Below are 20,892 nucleotides of genomic sequence, written 5' to 3' on the forward strand. Positions count from 1 at the left end.
CCCGCCATGTGACAGGTTCGCCAATTGTCGGACCCGTCTGGTTCGCTTGTACTCATGGAGATTCTCTGGTTCCTGATGGCGTCGCTCATGCTCGCGGCGGTGCTCACCCCGTTCCTGCGGCGCCGACGCTCGGGAATACAACTGGTGAGCCCGGACGCGCCCGACGCCGCGGACCCGGCGGACTACGGATTCATGCGCGAGGAGCTGCTGGACATCCGGATGCCCGGCCCCGACGAGGACCTGATCGATGTGCTGGACGTCGTGCAGGGCACCCAGGAGTGGCGGGCCGCGTCCCAGCTCCTCGCGGGTACGGAGGCCGGGGGTGAGCGGCGGTGGCAGCGTGTGCAGGCGTTCGCGGGCGCCGCGTCGCTGGAGCTGAGCCGGCGTCCCGGCGGGACGGCCGGGGCCGGGGCGGGCGGCCAGTGGCTGCGCTCCTGGCGGGCGGAGGCGCCGAAGGACGCGGGCGGCGCGGCCGTGCAGGCCGAGTTCCTGGTGCAGCAGGCGTTCCGCACCGCGACGGCCGGGACGGACGAGTTCCGGATCATCCTGGAGGAGGCCCGCGAGGCGTGCGGCCAGGCCGCGCTGCTGGCCCCGGGGGACCCGGTCCCGTACATCATCGAGCTGTCCATCGCGCGGGGCCTCGGCTACCCGCAGGCGGACTTCGAGCAGGTCTGGCTGAAGATCCTCGACCGCGCGCCCGCGCACATGGGGGCGCATCTGTCCGCGCTGCACTACTGGTGCGAGAAGTGGCACGGTTCACGCGCGCAGGCGTACTCCTTCGCGGAGGCCGCCGCCGCCCGTGCCCCGCAGGGCTCCCTGCTGTCGTCGCTGCCGCTCTTCGCGGTGTACGAGCATCTGCCGGAGATCGCCCTGGTCAACGACTTCTACGGCACCGAGGTCGTCCGCAAGGCGATCGAGGGCGCCCTGTTCGCGGCCCACTCCGCCCGCCCCGGTGACCCGATGCTGGCGCACGTCCGGCATCTGCTGGTGTTCTTCCTGGTCCGCTCCGAGCGCTGGGGCGAGGCCATGAACCAGCTCGTCCGGGTGGACGGCCATGTGGGCGCCCTGCCGTGGACGCTGTCCCGGGAACCGGCGGCGGAGTACGCGGTGTACCGCGCGCTGGCCGTAGCGGGCTACGAGGCCAACGGAGGCACCCCGGCGACGCTCTCCCACTGAGCGTTGTCTTAGGCGCGGCGGACCTTCCAGAGCCATACGGCCGTGCCCGCTATCAGGGCGAGCGAGCCCAGGTTGGCCAGGAGGGCCGGGATCTCCGCCACCGCGTGGCCCGAGACCAGGTTCCAGGTCGTGGCGAGGGCGATCGGCACCACAAGGGTGAGCAGTATGCCGGTGGTCTTCTGGACGGCGGTCCAGTGCACCGAGGTGCAGAGCAGCACCGCGCCGGTGAGGCGGAACGCGAAGACGGGGACCACGCCGGGGGTGCCGGACAGGAGCATGGCGAGGGGCGGCGCGAGGGCGAGCATCAGCAGTGGGACCAGAGGATGCACCTTGCCGCGCCGGACGGGCGCGCCGGGCTCGGCACCGCCCCGGCCCGGCGCCCCGTTCCCCGCCTCGGCCAGCGCCGTCGCCGCGATCGTACGGGGGTCCCCCAGCTCCGCGAGGATCTGGCCGATCGCGGCGTCGGGACGCTCGGCACGTGTCACCTCGATGTGCTCGGCGAGGTCGGCGAGGAGCTCCTGGCGGCGGTCGGCGGGAAGCGCGGTGGCCTCGCGCCCGACGGCGGAGAGGTAGTCGCGTACGGGGTCGGCGGAAGTCTTCATGCGGGGTCTCCGGTGGGGGGGTGCGGGGTGGTCAGGAAGGTGTCGACGGCGTCGCGGAAGCCGGGCCAGACACGGGTGAACTCATCGAGCGCGGCCCGGCCGCTGTCGGTGAGCGCGTAGTAGCGGCGGGGCGGTCCGGAGGCGGACTCCTGCCAGGTGGTGGTGACCAGGTCGTCCCGGCGGAGCCGGGAGAGCAGCGGGTAGACCGTGCCCTGGCTGGTGGCCAGCGCGCCGGAGTCCTCCAGCGCGTGGAGGAGTTCCACGCCGTAGCGCGGACGTTCCCGCATCAGGGCGAGCACGCAGTACTCCAGGACCCCCTTGCGCAGCTGGGTGGCCGCACGGGCCTGCATGGTCGGATCACCTGGTTCCATGCGATGCAAGATACCTGGTCGGGCAAGGCCCGGGGAAGGGCACCCCCCTGGTCGTCACCGGGCCGTGACCGGGCGGGGTGACACGGCCGGACCCGCGCCCGGGGAATCACGCGCCGCGCCCGCACGTTGAGACGGGTACATCAGGTGGCCCTCCGGAGGAGAACCATGTTCCTGCACAGCCGTAACCCGAAGCTGCCGACCCCGGAGCAGGCCCTGAACGGCCGTCCGGAGCCGGTGTTCCAGGTGCCCGCGCGCCACACGGTCCTCGGCAACCCGCTGCTCGGCCCCTACCCCGACGGCCTGGCGACCGCCGATTTCGGGCTGGGCTGTTTCTGGGGCGCGGAGCGCAAGTTCTGGCAGACGGAGGGTGTCTGGACGACCCTCGTCGGCTACCAGGGCGGCTACACCGAGCACCCGACGTACGACGAGGTGTGCTCGGGCATGACCGGCCACACCGAGGCCGTCCGCGTGGTGTACGACCCCTCCGTGGTGTCGTACGAGTCCCTGCTCAAGCTCTTCTGGGAGTCCCACGACCCCACCCAGGGCTTCCGCCAGGGCAATGACGTGGGCACCCAGTACCGCTCCGCGATCTACCCCCACACGCCCGAGCAGGCCGCCGCGGCCGACCGCTCCCGCGACCGCTACCAGGAGGTCCTCACGGCCTCGGGGCTCGGCGGCATCACCACGGAGATCCTGCCCGCGGAGGGCCGGGTCTTCTATCCCGCCGAGGCACCCCACCAGCAGTACCTCGCGAAGAACCCGAACGGCTACTGCGGCATCGGCGGCACCGGCGTCTCCTGCCCGATCGGCGTGGCCTCCGCGGAGTAGCGGGTCGCCTTCGCTTGCGCTTCTGAGGTCTGTCCGGCTGGGCGTACTTGTCCCCGCACAGGTCGCTCGTCGGGTGCGCAGTTCCCCGCGCCCCTGAGGTGCTGCCCCATTGCGGTCGTTCCTCGGGTGCGGGTCCGCCCTCGTCTTTTGCGCAGTTCCCCGCGCCCCTGAAGGGGCGCCCAACTGGGGCTGTCCTCCCTCTGCGGGCTGTCAGCGACCGGGGCCGGGGTTCAAACCCCTCTCCTCGCGCAGTCGCAGGACTCACGTAAGGGGGTGGGCGGGAATCTCTGCCCGCAGACTCCGACGCCACCAGTACATCCACTGGACGTCCGTACCGAGCGCGTTGGAGCGAGGACGGAGAATCCCGACCGGCCCCGACCCGAAGAACAAACAGAACGCGCCCCAAAGGGGCGCGGGGAACTGCGCGAAACCACCGAGCGACGGCACAGGAAACAAGTTCGTCCAACCGGACAGACCTATGAGGCGCAAGCGAAGGCGACCCGCGAGGAACCGCGCACCCACCGAGCGACCCGCACAGGAACAAGTACGTCCCGCCGGACAGACCTCAAAAGCGCAAGCCGAACGCGGTCAACGGCCGTCCGGTGTAGGCCGGTGCTCCACGTACTCCACTATCAGGCCGTCCCGGTGGCGCGCGGTGAACCCCGACCCCGTAGGGACCGACTGCAACGGGCTGACGATCTCCGCCCCCTCCGCTTCGAGCCGCTCCAGAAACGCCCGCGCCGAATCGACCAGGAGGGTTCCCGAGGTGGACCGGAACCGCGCCACCAAATCGTCCGCGCCCTCGATGAGCAGGAAGCCGCCGACGGCCGCAAGCGCGAGCCCCTTCTCCGGGTAGGTGAACCACATGTCGCGGGCGACGCCGAGCAGCCGTTCGTAGGACGCGGTGACCTCCTCCAGCGTGCCCGGCGGGGTGAACACCCGCAGGAACACCCGGGGTTCGACGAGGTCGGAGGAGTCGTTCGAGCGGCGCCGCATGACGCCGCCGGCGGAGGGATGTTGTGTCATGGGCCCAGGTTCCCGGCCACCGCGCCGGACGACCAGTCGTCCGCTCGTACGGTGACCACAGGTCATAGGCAACGGCTCCGCGCGGCCTACCCTCGGCGTATGACGTCCCCCGCGCCAGTCCCCGCGCCGACCCCGGACCGGGATACCGCACCGACCCCGGACCGGGGCCCCGCCGGCACCCCCGCCCTGCGCCGCCGCGAACTGGGCGGCTTCCTGCGGGCCCACCGCGAACAGCTCGCACCCCAAGAGGTCGGACTGCCCAGCGGGCCCCGCCGCCGCACCCCGGGACTGCGCCGCGAGGAGGTCGCCGCGCTCTCGGGGGTCGGGGTCGCCTGGTACACCTGGCTGGAACAGGGGCGGGTGGAGACGTCCCGTGCCGTACTGGAGGCGGTGAGCCGGACGTTGCGGCTCGGCACCGAGGAACGCGGGCACGTCCTGCGGCTCGCCGGATACACCGCACCGCCGCCGGACGGCGAGGACGCCCCGGACCAGGTGCCCGGCGCACTGCGCCGCATGATCGGCGCCTGGCCCCGTTCACCCGCGCTGGTGCTGGACACCGTCCTCGGGATCGCCGCGTGGAACACCGCGTGGACGGAGGTCTGGCCCGATCCGGGGGCGGTCCCCGCGGCGGACCGGAATCTGCTGCTCCTGCTGATCGGGGACCCGGCGCATCAACGCGTGCTGCCCGACTGGGAGCCCGTGGTGATCGATCTGCACCGGCACTTCCGGGGCACCGCCGACACGGGACCCGCCGGACGCGGGGTGCGGGAGCTGGGGGAACGGCTGCGGACCGTCCGGCCCGATCTGGCGCACTGGTGGGGATGCCGGACCGTGGGCAGCTTCGCGCCCCGCACCGTACGGCTCACCGCGCCGGAGACCGGGGCGCCACCGGCGTCGTACGAACTCACCCTGCTGGCGCCCGGGGTGGGAGGCGGAACACACAGCGTCCTCGTCCAGACACCGGTGGAGCACTGAGCACCACCGCAGGAAACGCAGGACACGCACCGCACGGACGGGCGGCGGGGGATGCACCGCCGCCGCCCGTCCGGACACCGTCAGAGGGTGGCCGTGTCGATCACGAAGCGGTAGCGGACGTCCGAGCGGAGCACCCGCTCGTACGCGTCGTTGATCTGGTGCGCCTCGATCAGTTCGATCTCCGAGCCGATGCCGTGCTCCGCGCAGAAGTCCAGCATCTCCTGGGTCTCCCGGATACCGCCGATGTTGGAACCGGCGAGGGTCTTGCGGCCCATCAGCAGGGAGAACAGGTTGAGGCTGACCGGCTCCTCGGGGGCGCCCACGTTCACCAGCGCGCCGTCGGTGCGCAGCAGCGACAGGTACCGGTCGAAGTCCAGCGGCGCGGAGACCGTGGAGACGATCAGGTCGAAGCGGTCGCGCAGTTCCTCGAACGTCGCCGGGTCGCTGGTGGCGTGGTAGTGGGTGGCACCGAGCCGCAGCCCGTCCTCGCGCTTGCCGAGGGTCTGGCTGAGGACGGTGACCTCGGCGCCCAGGGCGTGCGCGATCCGCACGGCCATGTGCCCGAGACCGCCCATACCGACGACGGCGACCTTCTTGCCGGGCCCGGCGTTCCAGTGGCGCAGCGGGGAGTAGGTGGTGATGCCCGCGCACAGCAGCGGCGCGGCCACGTCGAGCGGAAGGGCGTCGGGGATACGGAGGGTGTAGTTCTCGTCCACGACGATCTGCTTGGCGTAGCCGCCGTAGGTGGGCTCGCCGTCCTTGTGGCGGCCGTTGTACGTGGGGACCGCGCCGCCGGAGCAGTGCTGCTCCAGTCCGGCGCGGCAGTTGTCGCACTCACGGCAGGAGTCGACGAGGCAGCCGACGCCGACCCGGTCCCCGACGGCGAAGCGGGTGACGCCCGGTCCGGTCGCGGCGACCGTCCCGGCTATCTCGTGGCCGGGCACCATCGGGTAGATGCCCTCGCCCCAGCCGTCACGGGCCTGATGGATGTCGGAGTGGCAGATTCCGGCGAAGTGGATGTCGATCAGGACGTCGGACTCGCCGATCGCGCGGCGCTCGACGGTGGTGCGCTCCAGCGGGGCCTTCGCGGAGGGTGCGGCGTAGACGGGGATGGTGGGCATGCCGGGGGTCTCCTCGGTGGTTCGGGTGCACCGGTCCTGCTGTGGTGGGGGTACGCGGTGCCGGTCGGCGGCGCACTCCGGTGCTTGCTGTGTGTGACGTCATGGCCAAGCCTGCCCCGTGTTCGGCCGCGCACCCAGACCACCGCTGTACCTACGTCCCGTGGTCCTACCACCGGCGGGGACAGGCAGCGGCCGGCCGGCCCGGCAGGTCCGTGATACTGGGAGCATGGAACACCTGCCCGAACGCGCGCCCGCGTACGCCACCGCCGAGCCCGCGCTGGACCGGCGGGCCGAGCTGAGCGAGTTCCTGCGCAACCGTCGCGCCCGGCTGAAGCCGGACGACGTGGGGCTGCCGGATTTCGGGCGGCACCGCCGGGTGCCGGGGCTGCGGCGGGAGGAGCTGGCGCAGCTCGCGGGGGTGTCGGTGGCGTACTACACCCGCCTCGAACAGGGCAACGGGCGCAATGTGTCGGTGGAGGTGCTGGACTCGATCGCGCGGGCGCTGCGGCTGAGCGACGCGGAGTACTCGCATCTGACGCGTCTCGCGAAGCCGAGGAGCCACAAGAAGCGGCGTGGTGGTACGTGCCCCGACCCGCAGATGCGGCCCGCGCTGCAACGGTTCCTCGACTCGATGGAGGGTGTGCCCGCGTATGTCGCCGGGCGGCGTTCCGATGTCCTCGGCTGGAACGCGCTGGCGGCGGCGCTGTTCACGGACTGGGGCGCGCTGGCTCCACGGGAGCGGAACTGGGCGCGGTGGGTGTTCCTGGAGCCGCGCTCGCGCGAGGTGTTCGTGGAGTGGGAGGGCAAGGCGACCGACGTGGTCAGCTCGCTGCGGATGGACTCGGGGTGCTATCCGGACGATCCGCTGATGGCGGCGCTGGTGGGTGAGCTGGCGCTGAAGAGCGCGGACTTCCGGCGGCTGTGGGCGGCCCACGACGTGAAGGAGAAGGGGCACGGGGTGAAGAGGTTCCGGCATCCGCGGGTGGGCGAGCTGTCGCTGGCGTACGAGGTGTTCCGCCCGGTGGACGATCCGCAGCTGCTGCTGATCACGTACCACCCGGAGCCGGGCTCCCCGTCGGAGGAGGCCCTGCGGGTGCTGGCGGGCATATGACGCCGCCGCGGTCCCGGGGCGGCACCTGAGCCCCCGCGCGCCCGCGCCGGGGCACGCGGAAGGGCCCGCCGTACGGTGTGCACGGCGGACCCCGGGTCACTGCACGGAACTACTTCCCGTAGTACGCGTTGTGGATCGACACCGTCGACCCGTTCCCCGCCCGGTCGGTGATCTTCGCGCGGAGCGAGATCCCCTTCCCCGCCGCCGGGTTCTTCACGGACACCTTGCCGCCGGAGACCGTCAGCTTCTTCCAGACGCGTCCCTGGTCGTACGACACATACACCAGGAGCGACTTGAGCTCCCGGCCCGCCGCGGCCCCCTGCACCTTCACGGGCACCACCTGCGTACGCCCGGCGGGCACCGTACCGTCGGGCCGTACGACCGCCCCGAACCGTGCCGTGGACACGGGAAGGTGGGTGAGCCGCGCCGTCCGCCTGGACCGGAACGTGAAGCTGGTGTCGATCCGGCTGGAGATCCTCGCGACCCCCGCCTCACGGGTGACGGACGACGTCAGCCGGTACGCCGCGTCCCCCGCCGGAAGCGTGAACTCCTCGCCGGTCAGCGGATCACGGTTCCCGGCGAGCTTCCTGCCCTCGCGGTACAGCGTCGTCCGGGCGGACGTGCGGTCGGAGGCCGGGAAGCCCGCGTGACCCTGCCCGTCGGTGAACAGCGGTATGTAGCCGAACAGGGTGTCACCGTCCCGGCCGACCCCGTACTCGCCGCCGACACGGGGTCCGAAGACACCGACGTTGAACGTCTTGGTGTACGTACGGCCCGCCTTGAACAGCTGCGGCTCGCCGAGCAGCGTCACGGTGTCGAGGACGGGTATGCCGCCCGGGCCGGCCCCCCCGAACTGCTGGACGTCGACGGTCCAGCGGACCTGGTTGGAGGTCGACAGATGCAGCGTCCGGGTGCCGGGCACCGGCTTCGGTATGACGACCTCCGACATACTCCACTGCGTGCCGGCCGCGAAACCCCGCACGACCGGTCCCGCGGTCACGCCGCGGGCGGACGCGCCGACGGCGACCTTCACCGTGGACAGCTCACCGGCCTTGTAGTGCTTGGTGAGCCCGGTCGAGAACTGCTGCGGCGACCCGAGCAGGAGGGTGCTGTACTGGCTGTTGCCCTTGCTCCAGTGACCGTCCCACTGCTGGCTGAGCGAGCCGTCGGTGACCTTCGGCCCGAGGTGCGCGGTGCGGACGTTGCGCAGACTCCTGAAGCCCGTGCCGATCGTCAGGTCCATCTCCGCGTTCGCCACGGTGAAGCTGCCGAGGAAGAGTTCGGACCGTGCGGACCGGTCCGGCACCGTGAGGGTCACCGGCTTCGCCTTGCGGGCGTCGACGGTGACCGTGGTGTCCCTGTCCACCCGCAGCTTCGGCTGGACGATCCAGTCGGTGCCCTTGGAGTGGTCGACCGGGTCGGCGGACACCGTGCTGTCGAGCACGTACCCCGACTTGGGCACCCGTACCGTCGCGGTGCCGGACGGATCGGACACGTCGTAGGACAGCCCGTTCGCCGCTCCGGAGATCCCCGTGAGATCGCTCTCGTAGGTCTTCGCGGGCCTGCCGTCCCGGCCGATGGTCCGCACCGTCAGGTCGTACGACTCGACCTCGCGCTCCACCGCCGCGCCGGTACGGACGCTCTGCCCGCCGCCCGTGGCGACCACGTACGCGCTGTACATGCCGTCGGCGGTGCCGCCGAGCCGGGTGTCGGCGGTCAGCGCGACGGACGCCGTGCCGCCCGCCGGGACGGTGACCTGGGGCTGGGCGAGGGTGAAGAACCCGGCGGGCGCCGGGCGCCCCGCGGGGTCGCGGGTGGTGAGCGCCAGATCGAGGGTGACGTCCTGCCCGCCGAGGTTGCGGTACGTCAGCTGCCGGGTGAGCGGGGTGTCGTCGGTGTGCGGCCAGCGGGCCGTCCCGAAGCCGAGGGACACCGGGTCCGCGACCACCGTCTGGTCGAGCGCCTTGTCGGCCCGCACCCGCCCGCTGCCCTGCTCGAACGGCGAGTACGCGCCGCCCTTCGCGGACGAGGTGAGCGCGGCCTTCAGCTCCGCGTACGACCAGCCCGGGTGCTTCTGCTTCAGCAGCGCGGCGGCGCCCGCCACATGCGGGGTGGCCATCGAGGTGCCGTCGATCGTCAGATAGCCCGCCGGGTCCTGCCCGACGCTCCCGTCGAGGAGGCTGTCGTCCGCCGCGGCGGCCGTGATGCCCACGCCCGGGGCGGTCAGATCCGGCTTGACGGCGCCGTCGCCGGTCCTCGGGCCGGTGCCGGAGAAGTCGGCGAGCGCGTCGCCGCCGTCGACCGCGCCGACGGTGAGGGCGTGGTCGGCGCTGCCCGGTGAATCGATGTTGCGCGGGCCCGCGTTGCCCGCGGCGACGGCGAAGAGGATGCCCTTCTCCGCCGACAGCTTGTTGATCTGCGCCTCCATCGGGTCGACACCCGGGCTGTCGGGGCCGCCGAGGCTGAGATTGACGATGTCGGCGCCCTGCTCGGCCGCCCACTCCATACCGGCGACGACCCCCGAGTCGTCACCGAATCCGTTGTCGCCGAGGACCTTGCCGTTCAGCAGCTTCGCGTCGGGGGCGACCCCCTTGTGCTTGCCGCCCGACTTGGCACCCGTACCGGCCGCGATGGACGCGACATGGGTGCCGTGGCCGTAGCGGTCCTTGGTGTCGGGGGACGGGGTGAAGTTCTTCTCGGCGACGACCTGGGTGCGCAGATCGTCGTGGGTGGTGTCGACGCCGGTGTCCAGCACCGCGATCCGCACGCCCTTGCCGGTCCAGCCCGCGGTCCAGGCCTTCGGTGCGCCGATCTGCGGCACGCTCTTGTCGAGGACGGCCTCACGGACCCCGTCGAGCCAGATCCGGCTCACCCCGGAGGCCGTGTCACGGCTGCCGTCCCGGCCGCTGGTGACGGCCTCCCACAACCGCGCGGTGTCCTGCTCCGGCGTGGTCAGCGCCTCGGCGTTCAGCGTCTTCAGCGAACGCCGCAGCCGGGTGTCACCGGCCGAACGGACCTCGGCGCGGGCCTGCGCGGCGGCGCCCCGGTAGCCGACGATCACCTTGAGAGCCTGTCCTTGGGCCCGGCGGGTGGCGACCCGGGTGAGTTCGGTGATGTCGAACAACCGGCGGTCCAGACGGCCCGATTCCACCAGCCGGACCGCGTCGAGCGGTATGACATGGGTCCGGCCCGCCATGGTCCGGCGCCGCACGGGTATCCCCTCGCGCCCCTCGGCCGCCTCGAACCGGACGACCCGGCCCTCGCCGTCGACGAACACCCGGTCACCGGTGATGAGGGTGACGCGCTGGTCGGGCGCGGACCCGGCGGCCCGCGAGTGGGCCGGGTCCGGGGCGGGCCGCGGGGACGCGGACCGGTCGGTGTCGCCCGGACCCGCCGACGCCGGGGTGGTCAGCCCCGCCGTCAGAACCACCGCCACCGCGGTGGCGAGCGTGGTCACGCGCGCTCTGTTCCATTTTCTGCGCAAGTCTCCCCCTGGAGATGAAGAGCAGCGGACGAACGTCGGTTCATCCGGACGGGGGTGGTCTCGCACACATGGACGTGCCCCCCGGTCGACGCAGTATGCCGAGGGGCCGTCAGCGGCTCAACCGTCCGGAAGAAACAGGAGGGAGGAAAGTGGCGGGGAAACACCTGTGCGCGGACGGCACACGGACGGACGGCCGCCCTCCCCATGGCGGGGAGGGCGGCCGTCCGATGACCGGGTGAGGGCCCGGGGCCGGTCAGACCTGCGAACCGGCCTTCCACTGGGCCCAGTTCATGTTCCAGCCGTTGAGACCGTTGTCCGGCTTGATGGTGGTGTCGCCGGTGTTCTTGACGACGACCACGTCACCGATCAGCGAGTTGGTGAAGAACCAGGAACCCGGGGTGCCGTCGTCGGCGGCGCCCTTGGTGTCGGGCAGCCCGATGCAGCCATGGCTCGTGTTGGCGCTGCCGAAGATGGACTTCGCGCCCCAGTAGTTGCCGTGGATGAACGTGCCCGAGGTGGACAGCCGCATGGCGTGCGGGACATCCGAGATGTCGTACTCGCCCTTGCCGTCGTCGTCGGTGAACCCGACCGTCGCGCCGTTCATCCGGGTCTCCTCGAACTTCTCGGAGATCACCATCTGGCCCTCGTACGTCTTGGTCTCGGGAGCCCCCGCCGAGATCGGGATGGTCTTGACGACCTTGCCGTTGCGGGTGATCTTCATCTGCTTCGTCTTGGCGTCGACGACGGAGACCTGGTTGCGGCCGACGGTGAAGGTGACCGTCTTCTGCTGGACACCGAAGACGCCCTCGGAACCCTCCACACCGTCGAGCGCGAGCTTCAGCGTGACCTTCGAGTTCTCCGCCCAGTACTGCTCGGGGCGGAAGTCGAGGCGCTTCGGGCTGAACCAGTGGCCGACGACCTCCTGCCCGCTGGACGTATCCACCGTCACGGCCTTCTGGACCTCGGCCTTGTTGACGATGTCCTTGTCGAAGTTCAGCGAGACCGGCATCCCCACGCCGACCGTCGAGCCGTCCTCCGGGGTGAAGTTGCCGATGAAGCTGTTGGACTTCGAGACCGTGGTGAACGAGGCGTTCTCGTGGGCCTTGCGGCCGTCCTTGTCCGTGGCGGCGGCGACGACCTTGTAGAGGGTGGCCCGCTCCAGCTGCGCGGCGGGCTTCCAGCTCTTCTTGTCGGCCGATATCGCACCGCTGACCGCGGTGCCCTCACCGGTCGTCATGGTGACCTTGGTCAGCGTGCCGTCGGTCACGGAGACCTTCGCGGCGTTGTTGATGCTCGCGTTGCCGGAGCCGTCCTTGGGGAGGATGCTGATCCGCGCCTCGGACGCCTTCTCGGCCGCGGCCTCGTCGACCTCGGCCTGCGGCTGCTTCGACTGCCCCCCGCCACCGCCGTCGGACTTCGCCCCGCCCCCGTCGCTGCACGCTGAGAGCACCAGCACCCCACCGAGCAGTACGGACGCGGCCCTGAGTCCCCTGCGCCGCACACTGTCCGTCATCACACGCCTCTCCCTCGCACCGATACCCCGCACACACGGCTGCCCTGCCGCCGTTACAACGCGCTGACCACACCGTCCGGTTCCATGTCGCGAACCTGTGTGGGACACACCACGTCCACTGGTACGAACCGTACGGTGCGCTCCTCCCCGGGTGCCCCCCGGGTACGGGACCACTCCCCCCGGAGCCGGTGGGGCCCCGGCGGCGGATGCCGTCCGGGGCCCGGTGCGCCGTGTGCCGACCGGTCGGCCGTGAGGCCCGGTCGTGGATGTCAGGTACCGGCGAGGTGCTACCGGAGAGCGCTGCCGACGCCCTCGGGCACATCATCCTCGTCGTCGTCCCAATCCGACGAATCGGGGTCGTACGCGACTTCCTCGCTGCTCCAGGACGCCTGGGTCAGGTCGATCCCCGGAACCTTCCTGACCAGGTCGAACGGGTCGACGAGATACGCGAGCGCCTCCGCTGTGTCCTGTTTCACAGCTTCTTCCGCTTGCGCCGCTTCGACGGGGGAGATCCGGGCGTCCTCGGCGATCTGCCGCAGAGCGCCGCCGGTCAGCGCGCCGCTGTCCCGGACTTCCAGTACGAGATCCACTCGGAGACGTACATAGCGGGATGTTTCTGGATTGGTCATGGGCTGGAGCGTACGGGTCCCGGGGACCGCGACTTTCCCGCGACCCGCGGCTTTCACTAGCATCGGTGCACACGGCCAATTCGTCAGCGTCACAAGGGGATCGATATTCCGTGTCCGCCGCACGCCGTTCGTTGTTGACCGCCACCGCCGCGGGGACCCTGCTGGGTGCGCTGTGGTTCGTTCCTTCCGCCAATGCGACGGGCGTGGAGCCGCCCGGCGCGGAGCGGCGGCCGCCGGCCGTCACGGAGCTCCGCACGGATGACGGGAGCCGGGTGGCTTCCGCCTCTTACGGAGGGGTTCGGGCCGAGGGGGGCACGCCGGCCCGGCTCGCCGACACCGGGAGCTTCAACACGGGGCCCTATGTGTTCGGGGGCACGGTGTTCCTCTGCGTCGGCGCGGGCTTCGTCGCCTTCTCGGTCCACCGAGCCCGCACCCTCACCTGACCGGCGGGTCGCCTTCGCTCACGCCCCCGGGTTTCCTGTGCTGGGCGCAATTGTCCCGGCACAGGTCGTCCGGGGGTGCGCAGTTCCCCGCGGGTCGCCTTCGCTTGCGCTTCCCAGGTCTGTCCGAGTGGACGCACTTGTCCCCGCACAGGTCGCTCGGTGGGTGCGCAGTTCCCCGCGCCCCTGGATGCTGCCCTCTTGCGGTCGCTCTTCGGGTGCGGGGCCGTCCTCGTCTTCGCGCAGTTCCCCGCGCCCCTGAAGGGGCGCCTACCTGGGGATGCCCCTCGGGTGCGGGTCCTTATGCTTGCGGAACCCCCCTCCGCGCGGACTCGCGCTGCTGCGGGAGGGGGTGGGCGGGAATCTCTGCCCGCAGACTCCGATGCTCTTCAGTCGGGCAAGGGAGACGTCGTGCCGAGCGCGTTGGAGCGAGGACGGAGAATCCCGACCGGCACCGACCCGAAGAACCGGCCGGATGCGCCCCGATAGGGGCGCGGGGAACTGCGCGAAAACGAGGGCCGACCCTCACCCGACGAACAAACCCGAAGGGGCAGCATCCAGGGGCGCGGGGAACTGCGCACCCCACGAACGACGGCACGGGGACGGAGTCCGCTCAGCCGGACGGACCTGGGAAGCGCAAGCGAAGGCGACCCGCGGGGAACTGCGCGAAACCACCGGGCGACGGCACGGGAACGGAGTACGCCCAGCACAAGCAACCGCAGGGGCCGCAGGGCGGACCGGGCCTCAGGACAGGGGGCCCGTGACTGATTCCGCCGCCGCGACCAGGCGGCCGTCCCGGACGAAGGACTCCGCCGCCGCGAGGTCGGGCGCGAGGTACCGGTCAGGACCGGGCCCCCCGACCCCCGCCCCCCGCACCGCCGAGATCACCGCACGGGAAGCCCCCGCCGGCACCAGCCCGTCCCGCAGCTCGACGCCCCGCGTCGCCGCGTACAGCTCGATGGCGAGCACCTGCGTCAGATGCCCGACGGCAGTCCTCAGCTTCCGCGCCGCCGACCACCCCATCGACACATGGTCCTCCTGCATCGCGGAGGACGGGATCGAGTCGGCCGACGCGGGCACCGCGAGCCGCTTCAGCTCGCTGACCAGCGCGGCCTGGGTGTACTGGGCGATCATCAGCCCGGAGTCCACCCCGGCGTCGTCCGCGAGGAACGGCGGCAGCCCGTGCGAACGGTTCTTGTCGAGGAGCCGGTCGGTACGGCGTTCCGCGATGGACGCCAGGTCGGCGACGGCGATCGCGAGGAAGTCGAGGACGTAACCGACCGGCGCACCGTGGAAGTTGCCGTTGGACTCGACCCGTCCGTCGGGCAGCACGACGGGGTTGTCCACGGCGGCGGCGAGTTCCCGCTCGGCGACGAGCCGCGCGTGCGCGAGGGTGTCCCGCCCCGCGCCCGCGACCTGCGGGGCGCACCGCACGGAGTACGCGTCCTGGACGCGCGGCGCGTCGTCCTGGTGGTGTCCCGTCAGCTCCGAGCCCTGGAGCACGGCGAGCATGTTGGCGGCGGAGGCGGCCTGCCCGGGATGCGGCCGGATGGCGTGGAGTTCGGGGGCGAGGACCTTGTCGGTGCCGAGCAGGGCCTCCAGGCTGAGCGCGGCGGTGATGTCGGCCGAGGTGTACAGCCGGTCGAGGTCGGCGAGGGCCATGACGAGCATGCCGAGCATCCCGTCGGTGCCGTTGAGAAGGGCGAGCCCTTCCTTCTCCCGGAGTTCGACGGGCTCGATGCCGTGCGCGGCGAGCAGTTCGGCGGCGGGCCTCAGCACCCCGTCGGGCCCTTCGGCGTCGCCCTCGCCGATCAGGGTCAGCGCGCAGTGGCTGAGCGGCGCGAGATCGCCGGAACAGCCGAGCGAACCGTGTTCGTGGACGACGGGGGTGATGCCCGCGTTGAGCACATCGGCCATGGTGCGGGCGACCTCGGGACGGACGCCGGTGCGGCCCGAGCACAGGGTCTTCAGCCGCAGGAACATCAGCGCGCGCACGACCTCGCGTTCGACCCGGGGGCCGATCCCGGCGGCGTGCGAGCGGACGATGTTGCGCTGCAACTGTGCGCGCAGGGCGGGACCGATGTGCCGGGTGGCGAGGGCGCCGAACCCGGTGGAGACGCCGTACACCGGCTCGGGTCTGGCCGCGAGGGCGTCCACGACCGCGCGGGCGGCGGCGAGCGCCGTCTCCGCTTCCCCGGACAGCTCGACCCGCGCGTTGTCCCGGGCCACGGCGATGACATCGGCCGCGGTGGTCCCGGAGGTCCCCACCACCACAGTGTGCATATCCATATTCAGGAGCGTACGCAGTGAATTCCGGCTTGTCACGACGCCGGCAGGACGGGACTCCTCACACCCGGAAGGGCCCCGCAAGGGGCCTCCCACGCGTCACTTGCCGCCCGCGCGGACGTGGGCGACCAGCGCGTTGGCGTGGCCGTGACCCAGTCCGTGCGCGGACTTGAGCCAGGCGACCAGTTCCATGTGCTTGGTGAGCGGCGAGGCATGGATGAGTTCCAGCCACTCCGCGATCGGGCGTCCGTGCTTCTTCTCGATCGCGGGGAAGTAACTCGCGGGGCCCTTCACGGCGGCCGTCATGGCAATGGCGTCCCTTCGCTGCACACCCGCCGACGACTGCCGACGGGCTCTTCACAGGGAAGACAGCACAGCACGGACGTTCTCATCCACCACGGCAAGTGATCCACGCCACATCCGACACGCTTCACACACCCCCGCCGCCGCTACCCCTGACGGTCCCGCCAGCGGCGGAAGCGGCGGCGTTCCCCGACAGGCGGGGCGGGCTCCCCGGCGGGCGGGGCGGTGGCGTCCGCGAGCCGGACGACCGGGTCGTCGGGCCCGGACCGGCCCGCGACCACCGGCAGCGGCGACCGCGCGGCCTTGGCCCGGTACTGGGCGGCGTCCGCGAGCCGGAACAGCCGCCGGGCGGACCGCACCGCGCCGATCGGGTCGCCCGTGGAGGCGACCCCGCACGCGACACCGTCCCCGAGCCCGAGCGCGGCGGCCCGGCGGCACAGCTCCTCCGCGACCCGCACCACCTCGTCCGCCGGGGGACCGACCGCGAGCAGGCAGAACTCGTCACCGCCGAGCCGCGCGGCGAGGGTGCCCGGCAGCATGGCCCCGCACAGCGACAGCACCGAGCCGAACCGTTCCAGCAGTTGATCGCCGACGGCGTGTCCCTGGGTGTCGTTGACCCGCTTGAGCCCGTTGAGGTCGCACACCACCAGACTCACGACGACTCCCTCGGAGCGGTGCCGGTCGACCGCGTCGTCCAGGTTCGCGTCGACCGCACGGCGGTTGGCGAGCCCGGTGAGCGAATCGGTGAACGCGAGCCTGCGGGCCTCCTCAAGCCGCTCGGTCTGCGCCAGCCCGGCGGCGACGACGGACGCGAGCACGGTGGCGAAGTCGGCGTCCACCTGGCCGAAGACCCGGGCCCCCGCGGCGCGCGCCACGTACAGCTCGCCCCACGCCCGGCCGTGCAGCACGATCGGCGCGACGACACAGCAGCCCCGGCCGCGGCGGCGCAGCGCGGCGACCCGCTGATGGCAGTAGCCGGGGGTGCCCCCGGCGGGGCCCTCGGCGGTCTCGACCCAGGCGTCGGGCTCGCCGCCGCCCACCCAGCGCTCGTGCAGGAACTCGGTGATCTCGGGGAACTCGTGCACGGGGTACACCTCGCGCTCCGGGAACTCCTCCTCGCCCGCGACCCGCTCACCCGCGTTGACGAGGACCCTCAGCAGGCCCAGTTCCCGCTCCCACACCGACAGCGCGGCGAAGTCCCCCGCGAGGGCGCGGCAGGCGCCTTCCGCGGCGGCACGCCAGGACTCCCGGGGGGTGCGGGCCGCCGCCATGCCCTGCGCCAGTTCCACGACACCCCGCAGCCGCACATCGTCACCCATCATGACAGGTTAGGGATGTTTGGCTGGTTTTGGCGCATTGATGGGGCAGGCGGTACGGACGGGTCCCGCCCGTACCGCCGCTCGTCACTCCCCGGGCCAGTCGGGCGTCCGCTTCTCGTTGAACGCGGCCACACCCTCGGCGCGGTCACCGGAGAAGGCGACCGACCGCCATGCCGCGTCCTCGACCTCCAGGCCGGCGCGCAGGTCGAGACCGTGGCCCAGCCGCAGCGCGCGCTTGGCGGCGCGCAGGCCGACCGGGGAGTTCGCGGCGATACGGGCGGCGAGGGCCAGGGCCTGCTCGCGGTCCTCGCCCTCCTCCGCCAGGACGTCCACGAGGCCCAGCGCGTGGGCCTCCACGGCGGGGACCCGGCGGGCGGTGAAGATCAGCTCGGCCGCGCGGGCGGCGCCGATCCTGCGGGGCAGCAGCTGGGTGCCGCCGCCGCCCGGGATCACCCCGACGGAGACCTCGGGCAGCCCCACCACCGCGGTGGGGTCCGCGACGATCAGGTCGCAGGAGAGCGCGATCTCGAAGCCGCCGCCGAGGGCGAAGCCGTGGACCGCGGCGAGGGTGGGGACGGGCAGGTCGAGCACCGCGGTGTACGCGGCGCGGGTCACGGGGCGCTGGCGCAGGAGGTCCTGGTCGGTGAAGCTGTTGCGTTCCTTGAGGTCCGCGCCCACGCAGAAGGCTTTCGGGTGGGTGGAGGTCAGGACCACCACGCGGGTCGCGGGGTCCGCGGTGAGGTCGGCGCAGGCCGCTGTCAGCGCGCGGGCCATGTCCGTCGAGACGGCGTTCATCGCTTTCGGGCGGTCCAGCACCAGCTCTGTGACGCTGCCGTGCCGCCGTACGACCACGAAGTCCCCGAACCGGAGTTCGTCCACACCCGCCTCCTCGTTAACGACCGTTACCCAATCATTCCACCGTCCGCCCCCGCCAGTGCCCCCGGGTTCCCTGTACTGATCGCACTTGCCCCTGTGCGGGCCGTTCATGGGGTGCGCAGTTCCCCGCGGGTCGCCTTCGCTTGCGCGTCCCAGGTCTGTCCGGCTGGACGTACTTGTCCCTGTGCGAGCCGTTCGGGGGTGCGCAGTTCCCCGCGCCCCTGGATGCTGCCCCGTTCGGTCGCTGTTCGGGTGCGGGCCGGTTCTCGTCTTTTGCGCAGTTCCCCGCGCCCCTGAAGGGGCACTCCTCTCCTCGTGCAGTCGCGCTGCTGCGGGAGGGGGTGGGCGGGAATCTCTGCTCGCAGACTCCGATGCTCTTCAGTAGGACCACAGGGACGTCGTACCGAGCGTGTCGGATCGAGGACGGAGAATCCCGACCGGCACCGACCCGAAGAACAAGCAGAACGCGCCCCAAAGGGGCGCGGGGAACTGCGCGAAACCACCGAACGACGGCACAGGAACGAAGTACGCAAGGCCGGACAGACCTGGGAAGCGCAAGCGAAGGCGACCCGCACGGGAAACCCACGGACCCCGTCTAGGTGTTGCGTGTCAGCAGCCAGGGCTCGACCACGCCCAGTCCCCGCACGGGGCGCTGCCACATCGGCTGGAGGGCGAAACGGTGGGCCGGGGCGCCCCCGTCGCCGGGGTCCTTCGGGTCGCCCTCCGACCCGGCCTTCGGCGCGTCCCCGGTACGCGTCAGCTCCTCGGCGAACGCCCCGTCCACCAGGACGGCGTCCCGCGGAGCTATCGACGTCAGCCTGCTGGCGAGGTTCACCGTCGTACCGAAGACATCGCCCATACGTGTGGTGACCGTGCCGAAGGCCATACCGACGCGCAGCTCGGGCATGGTCTCGTCACCGGCCATCGTCTCGATGAGCCGCAGCGCGATCTCCGCCGCGACCCCCGCGTCGTCCGCCGCGTACAGCACCTCGTCCCCGAGGGTCTTGACGAGGCGCCCGCCGTGCGCGGCGACGAGGTCCGCGGAGGTGGTCTCGAACGCCTCCACCAGCTCGCCCAGCTCCTCCTCCTCCATCCGGCGGGTCAGCCGGGTGAAGCCCACGAGGTCCGCGAAGCCGACGGCGAGCCGGCGGTCGACCATCTCCTCGTCGTCAGCGGCCTGCACGACCCGGCCGGTGGCCGCGGCGAGCTGGCGGCGCCAGACGTAGACGAGGAACTCCTCCAGCTCCGGCAGCAGCAGCTCCATCAGCGGATAGGTGACCTCGGTCCGGGTCATCCCCGGCTCCGGGGGTTCGGTGAGGCCCTCCAGGAACGAGTCGATCTGCCACTCCGCGAGCCGCGCCGTGGTCTGCCCGGTGGACCGGGCGACCTGCACGGCCATGGCCTCGCTGAGCAGCCCGGCCTCGACGAGTCCGGCGAGCCGCCGCAGCGCGAGGACGTCCGCCTCGGTGAGGGCGCGTGCCTGGCCGATGTCGGCGAAGCCCATCGCCCGCCAGAAGCGGGACGCCAGCTCCATGGAGACACCCGCGCTGCGGGCCGCCTGGAAGGGGGTGTAGCGGCGCTCGGCGCCGAGGATCAGCTGTTCGAGCCGGAGCGCGAGGGGGTCGTCCCCCTCCTCCTCGTCCGGTCCGCCCGCGCCGCCCGGCAGGTCCGGTCCGTCGGGACCACCCGGGCCGCCGGACGCGTCCGTGCCGCCGGGGTCGCCGTCGGGGACGCCGCCCCTCTCGGCTCCCGGGCCCGTGTCGTCGACGGTCACGCCTGCTGCCTTCCGATCTGCCACGCGGTCAGGGACGCCTCCGAAGAGGCCCCCGAAGAGACACAGTACGGCAGGTGTGCCGTGGCTCACTCCCGACCGGACGGTCCGGCGACGGGAACCACCTCGAACGACGGGGGGTCAGTCCGCCGCCGGACGCAGATGGACGATGTCGCCCGCGCCGACGGCCTGCCGGGTGCCGCCGGCGGTGGCGATGACCAGCCGCCCGTCCCCGTCCACGGCGACCGCCTCACCCACCAGCTCCCGGTCCCCGGGCAGCAGCGCCCGCACCGTGCGGCCGAGGGTGGAGCAGCCCGCGGCGTACGTGCTCTGGAGCCGGGAGACCATCGGGTCGCCGCCGCTCGCGCGCCAGTCGCCGTACCACTGCTCCAGGGAGCGCAGCACGGCCCGCAGCAGCGGGTCGCGGTCGGTGGTGACGGCGCCCGCGAGCGCGAGGGAGCCCGCGCCGGGTACGGGCAGCTCGTCGGCGCGCAGGGTGACGTTGAGGCCGATGCCGAGGACGACGGCGTCCGCGCCCGCGCGTTCGGCGAGGATGCCGCCCGCCTTGCGCTCCTCGCCGTCGACCGTGACCAGGAGGTCGTTGGGCCACTTGAGTGCCGTGTCGACCCCGGCCGCCCGGGACAGGGCGGTGGCGACGGCCACCCCGGCGAGCAGCGGCAGCCAGCCCCACCGTTCGGTGGGGACGGGGCCGCGGTCCGGGTCGCCGGGCTTCAGGAGGACGGAGACGAAGATCCCCGAGCGGGCCGGCGCGTTCCAGCGGCGGTCGAGACGGCCCCGGCCGGTGTCCTGGGCCTCCGCGACGAGCACCGCGCCCTCGGGCAGGGTGTCCGCGCGGGCGGCGAGGTCGGTGTTGGTGGAGCCGGTCGCGGCGACGACGTCCAGCGAGGTCCACAGGGACCCGGGCCGGACCAGGGCGCGCCGCAGCGCCGTCGCGTTCAGCGGCGGTCGGTCGAGGTCGGACCAGCGATTGTCAGCAGCATCCGGTGACGTCATGCAAGCCACCCTAGGTGTGGCAAACGCCGCACTGCCGAACGGTATCG

Annotated in this window: 18 protein-coding genes; 5 read left to right on the plus strand and 13 right to left on the minus strand. The window is 72.2% G+C overall.

Annotated elements, in window-relative coordinates; all coding sequences use genetic code 11:
• The first annotated feature begins 54 nt into the window (after nucleotides 1-54).
• The gene (locus OG711_RS14865) at nucleotides 55-1,176 is read left to right on the plus strand and encodes a hypothetical protein (RefSeq protein ID WP_073784216.1); all 1,122 of its coding nucleotides are present in this window, start codon (nucleotides 55-57) and stop codon (nucleotides 1,174-1,176) included.
• A gap of 8 nt (nucleotides 1,177-1,184) precedes the next feature.
• Here the strand turns inward: OG711_RS14865 and OG711_RS14870 are convergent, their stop codons facing one another.
• Both OG711_RS14870 and OG711_RS14875 read right to left on the minus strand, forming a co-directional pair.
• Nucleotides 1,185-1,778: an HAAS signaling domain-containing protein gene (locus OG711_RS14870; RefSeq protein ID WP_266508568.1), complete on the minus strand. Its 594-nt coding sequence runs from the start codon at nucleotides 1,776-1,778 to the stop codon at nucleotides 1,185-1,187.
• On the minus strand, nucleotides 1,775-2,149 hold the full coding sequence (locus OG711_RS14875; RefSeq protein ID WP_073784211.1) for a PadR family transcriptional regulator: 375 nt from the start codon (nucleotides 2,147-2,149) through the stop codon (nucleotides 1,775-1,777). Before OG711_RS14875 ends, OG711_RS14870 begins: the two co-directional genes overlap by 4 nt.
• A 165-nt stretch (nucleotides 2,150-2,314) precedes the next feature.
• Between OG711_RS14875 and msrA the strand changes: the two genes are divergently transcribed.
• Nucleotides 2,315-2,977, plus strand: a complete 663-nt coding sequence (msrA, locus tag OG711_RS14880) for a peptide-methionine (S)-S-oxide reductase MsrA (RefSeq protein WP_073784209.1) — start codon at nucleotides 2,315-2,317, stop codon at nucleotides 2,975-2,977.
• 588 nt (nucleotides 2,978-3,565) lie between these two features.
• On the opposite strand, the gene OG711_RS14885 is transcribed toward msrA, so the two are convergent.
• Nucleotides 3,566-4,003 (minus strand): hypothetical protein, encoded by a 438-nt coding sequence (locus OG711_RS14885; RefSeq protein ID WP_329559467.1) that lies wholly within the window; start codon nucleotides 4,001-4,003, stop codon nucleotides 3,566-3,568.
• A 99-nt stretch (nucleotides 4,004-4,102) separates the two neighbouring features.
• On the opposite strand from OG711_RS14885, the gene OG711_RS14890 reads away from it, so the two are divergent.
• Nucleotides 4,103-4,978 carry a helix-turn-helix transcriptional regulator gene (locus OG711_RS14890; RefSeq protein WP_329559468.1) on the plus strand — a complete coding sequence of 292 codons (876 nt, stop codon included), beginning with the start codon at nucleotides 4,103-4,105 and terminating at the stop codon, nucleotides 4,976-4,978.
• Nucleotides 4,979-5,058: 80 nt separating this feature from the next.
• On the opposite strand, the gene OG711_RS14895 is transcribed toward OG711_RS14890, so the two are convergent.
• Nucleotides 5,059-6,099 (minus strand): NAD(P)-dependent alcohol dehydrogenase, encoded by a 1,041-nt coding sequence (locus OG711_RS14895; protein WP_073784207.1) that lies wholly within the window; start codon nucleotides 6,097-6,099, stop codon nucleotides 5,059-5,061.
• 226 nt (nucleotides 6,100-6,325) lie between these two features.
• Here OG711_RS14895 and OG711_RS14900 point away from each other — a divergent pair, with 226 nt between their 5' ends.
• Nucleotides 6,326-7,210 (plus strand): helix-turn-helix domain-containing protein, encoded by an 885-nt coding sequence (locus OG711_RS14900; RefSeq protein ID WP_073784205.1) that lies wholly within the window; start codon nucleotides 6,326-6,328, stop codon nucleotides 7,208-7,210.
• 109 nt (nucleotides 7,211-7,319) lie between these two features.
• Here the strand turns inward: OG711_RS14900 and OG711_RS14905 are convergent, their stop codons facing one another.
• The 3 genes from OG711_RS14905 to OG711_RS14915 all read right to left on the minus strand — a co-directional run bounded on the left by OG711_RS14905 (nucleotide 7,320) and on the right by OG711_RS14915 (nucleotide 12,836).
• Nucleotides 7,320-10,667 (minus strand): S8 family peptidase, encoded by a 3,348-nt coding sequence (locus OG711_RS14905; protein WP_329559469.1) that lies wholly within the window; start codon nucleotides 10,665-10,667, stop codon nucleotides 7,320-7,322.
• Between the two features lie 280 nt (nucleotides 10,668-10,947).
• Nucleotides 10,948-12,207 carry a L,D-transpeptidase gene (locus OG711_RS14910; RefSeq protein ID WP_073784201.1) on the minus strand — a complete coding sequence of 420 codons (1,260 nt, stop codon included), beginning with the start codon at nucleotides 12,205-12,207 and terminating at the stop codon, nucleotides 10,948-10,950.
• Nucleotides 12,208-12,494: 287 nt separating this feature from the next.
• Nucleotides 12,495-12,836, minus strand: a complete 342-nt coding sequence (locus OG711_RS14915) for a hypothetical protein (RefSeq protein ID WP_073784199.1) — start codon at nucleotides 12,834-12,836, stop codon at nucleotides 12,495-12,497.
• A 110-nt stretch (nucleotides 12,837-12,946) separates the two neighbouring features.
• Here OG711_RS14915 and OG711_RS14920 point away from each other — a divergent pair, with 110 nt between their 5' ends.
• A complete protein-coding gene (locus OG711_RS14920) occupies nucleotides 12,947-13,279 on the plus strand; it encodes a hypothetical protein (protein ID WP_266508587.1) in 333 nt (110 codons plus the stop codon).
• A gap of 741 nt (nucleotides 13,280-14,020) precedes the next feature.
• Here the strand turns inward: OG711_RS14920 and hutH are convergent.
• The 6 genes from hutH to OG711_RS14950 all read right to left on the minus strand — a co-directional run bounded on the left by hutH (nucleotide 14,021) and on the right by OG711_RS14950 (nucleotide 20,845).
• Nucleotides 14,021-15,559: a histidine ammonia-lyase gene (gene hutH, locus OG711_RS14925; protein ID WP_266510429.1), complete on the minus strand. Its 1,539-nt coding sequence runs from the start codon at nucleotides 15,557-15,559 to the stop codon at nucleotides 14,021-14,023.
• Between the two features lie 102 nt (nucleotides 15,560-15,661).
• Nucleotides 15,662-15,868, minus strand: a complete 207-nt coding sequence (locus OG711_RS14930; RefSeq protein ID WP_329559470.1) for a DUF4287 domain-containing protein — start codon at nucleotides 15,866-15,868, stop codon at nucleotides 15,662-15,664.
• 143 nt (nucleotides 15,869-16,011) lie between these two features.
• A complete protein-coding gene (locus OG711_RS14935; RefSeq protein ID WP_073785496.1) occupies nucleotides 16,012-17,184 on the minus strand; it encodes a GGDEF domain-containing protein in 1,173 nt (390 codons plus the stop codon).
• A gap of 84 nt (nucleotides 17,185-17,268) precedes the next feature.
• Nucleotides 17,269-18,063 (minus strand): enoyl-CoA hydratase/isomerase family protein, encoded by a 795-nt coding sequence (locus OG711_RS14940; RefSeq protein WP_073784191.1) that lies wholly within the window; start codon nucleotides 18,061-18,063, stop codon nucleotides 17,269-17,271.
• A gap of 592 nt (nucleotides 18,064-18,655) precedes the next feature.
• Nucleotides 18,656-19,834 carry an adenylate/guanylate cyclase domain-containing protein gene (locus tag OG711_RS14945; RefSeq protein WP_073784189.1) on the minus strand — a complete coding sequence of 393 codons (1,179 nt, stop codon included), beginning with the start codon at nucleotides 19,832-19,834 and terminating at the stop codon, nucleotides 18,656-18,658.
• Nucleotides 19,835-19,972: 138 nt separating this feature from the next.
• Entirely contained in the window at nucleotides 19,973-20,845 is an 873-nt protein-coding gene (locus OG711_RS14950) for a biotin--[acetyl-CoA-carboxylase] ligase (RefSeq protein ID WP_073784187.1), read from the minus strand.
• Nucleotides 20,846-20,892: the final 47 nt, after the last annotated feature.

The organism is Streptomyces uncialis, assembly GCF_036250755.1.
Classification (GTDB): Bacteria; Actinomycetota; Actinomycetes; order Streptomycetales; family Streptomycetaceae; genus Streptomyces; species Streptomyces uncialis.

Excerpts from the sequence above, each read along its gene's own strand:
- OG711_RS14865 (WP_073784216.1), top strand. The coding sequence starts at position 55 with ATGGAGATTCTCTGGTTCCTGATGGCGTCGCTCATGCTCGCGGCGGTG.
- OG711_RS14870 (WP_266508568.1), bottom strand. The coding sequence starts at position 1,778 with ATGAAGACTTCCGCCGACCCCGTACGCGACTACCTCTCCGCCGTCGGG.
- OG711_RS14875 (WP_073784211.1), bottom strand. The coding sequence starts at position 2,149 with ATGGAACCAGGTGATCCGACCATGCAGGCCCGTGCGGCCACCCAGCTG.
- msrA (WP_073784209.1), top strand. The coding sequence starts at position 2,315 with ATGTTCCTGCACAGCCGTAACCCGAAGCTGCCGACCCCGGAGCAGGCC.
- OG711_RS14885 (WP_329559467.1), bottom strand. The coding sequence starts at position 4,003 with ATGACACAACATCCCTCCGCCGGCGGCGTCATGCGGCGCCGCTCGAAC.
- OG711_RS14890 (WP_329559468.1), top strand. The coding sequence starts at position 4,103 with ATGACGTCCCCCGCGCCAGTCCCCGCGCCGACCCCGGACCGGGATACC.
- OG711_RS14895 (WP_073784207.1), bottom strand. The coding sequence starts at position 6,099 with ATGCCCACCATCCCCGTCTACGCCGCACCCTCCGCGAAGGCCCCGCTG.
- OG711_RS14900 (WP_073784205.1), top strand. The coding sequence starts at position 6,326 with ATGGAACACCTGCCCGAACGCGCGCCCGCGTACGCCACCGCCGAGCCC.
- OG711_RS14910 (WP_073784201.1), bottom strand. The coding sequence starts at position 12,207 with ATGACGGACAGTGTGCGGCGCAGGGGACTCAGGGCCGCGTCCGTACTG.
- OG711_RS14915 (WP_073784199.1), bottom strand. The coding sequence starts at position 12,836 with ATGACCAATCCAGAAACATCCCGCTATGTACGTCTCCGAGTGGATCTC.
- hutH (WP_266510429.1), bottom strand. The coding sequence starts at position 15,559 with ATGCACACTGTGGTGGTGGGGACCTCCGGGACCACCGCGGCCGATGTC.
- OG711_RS14930 (WP_329559470.1), bottom strand. The coding sequence starts at position 15,868 with ATGACGGCCGCCGTGAAGGGCCCCGCGAGTTACTTCCCCGCGATCGAG.
- OG711_RS14935 (WP_073785496.1), bottom strand. The coding sequence starts at position 17,184 with ATGGGTGACGATGTGCGGCTGCGGGGTGTCGTGGAACTGGCGCAGGGC.
- OG711_RS14950 (WP_073784187.1), bottom strand. The coding sequence starts at position 20,845 with ATGACGTCACCGGATGCTGCTGACAATCGCTGGTCCGACCTCGACCGA.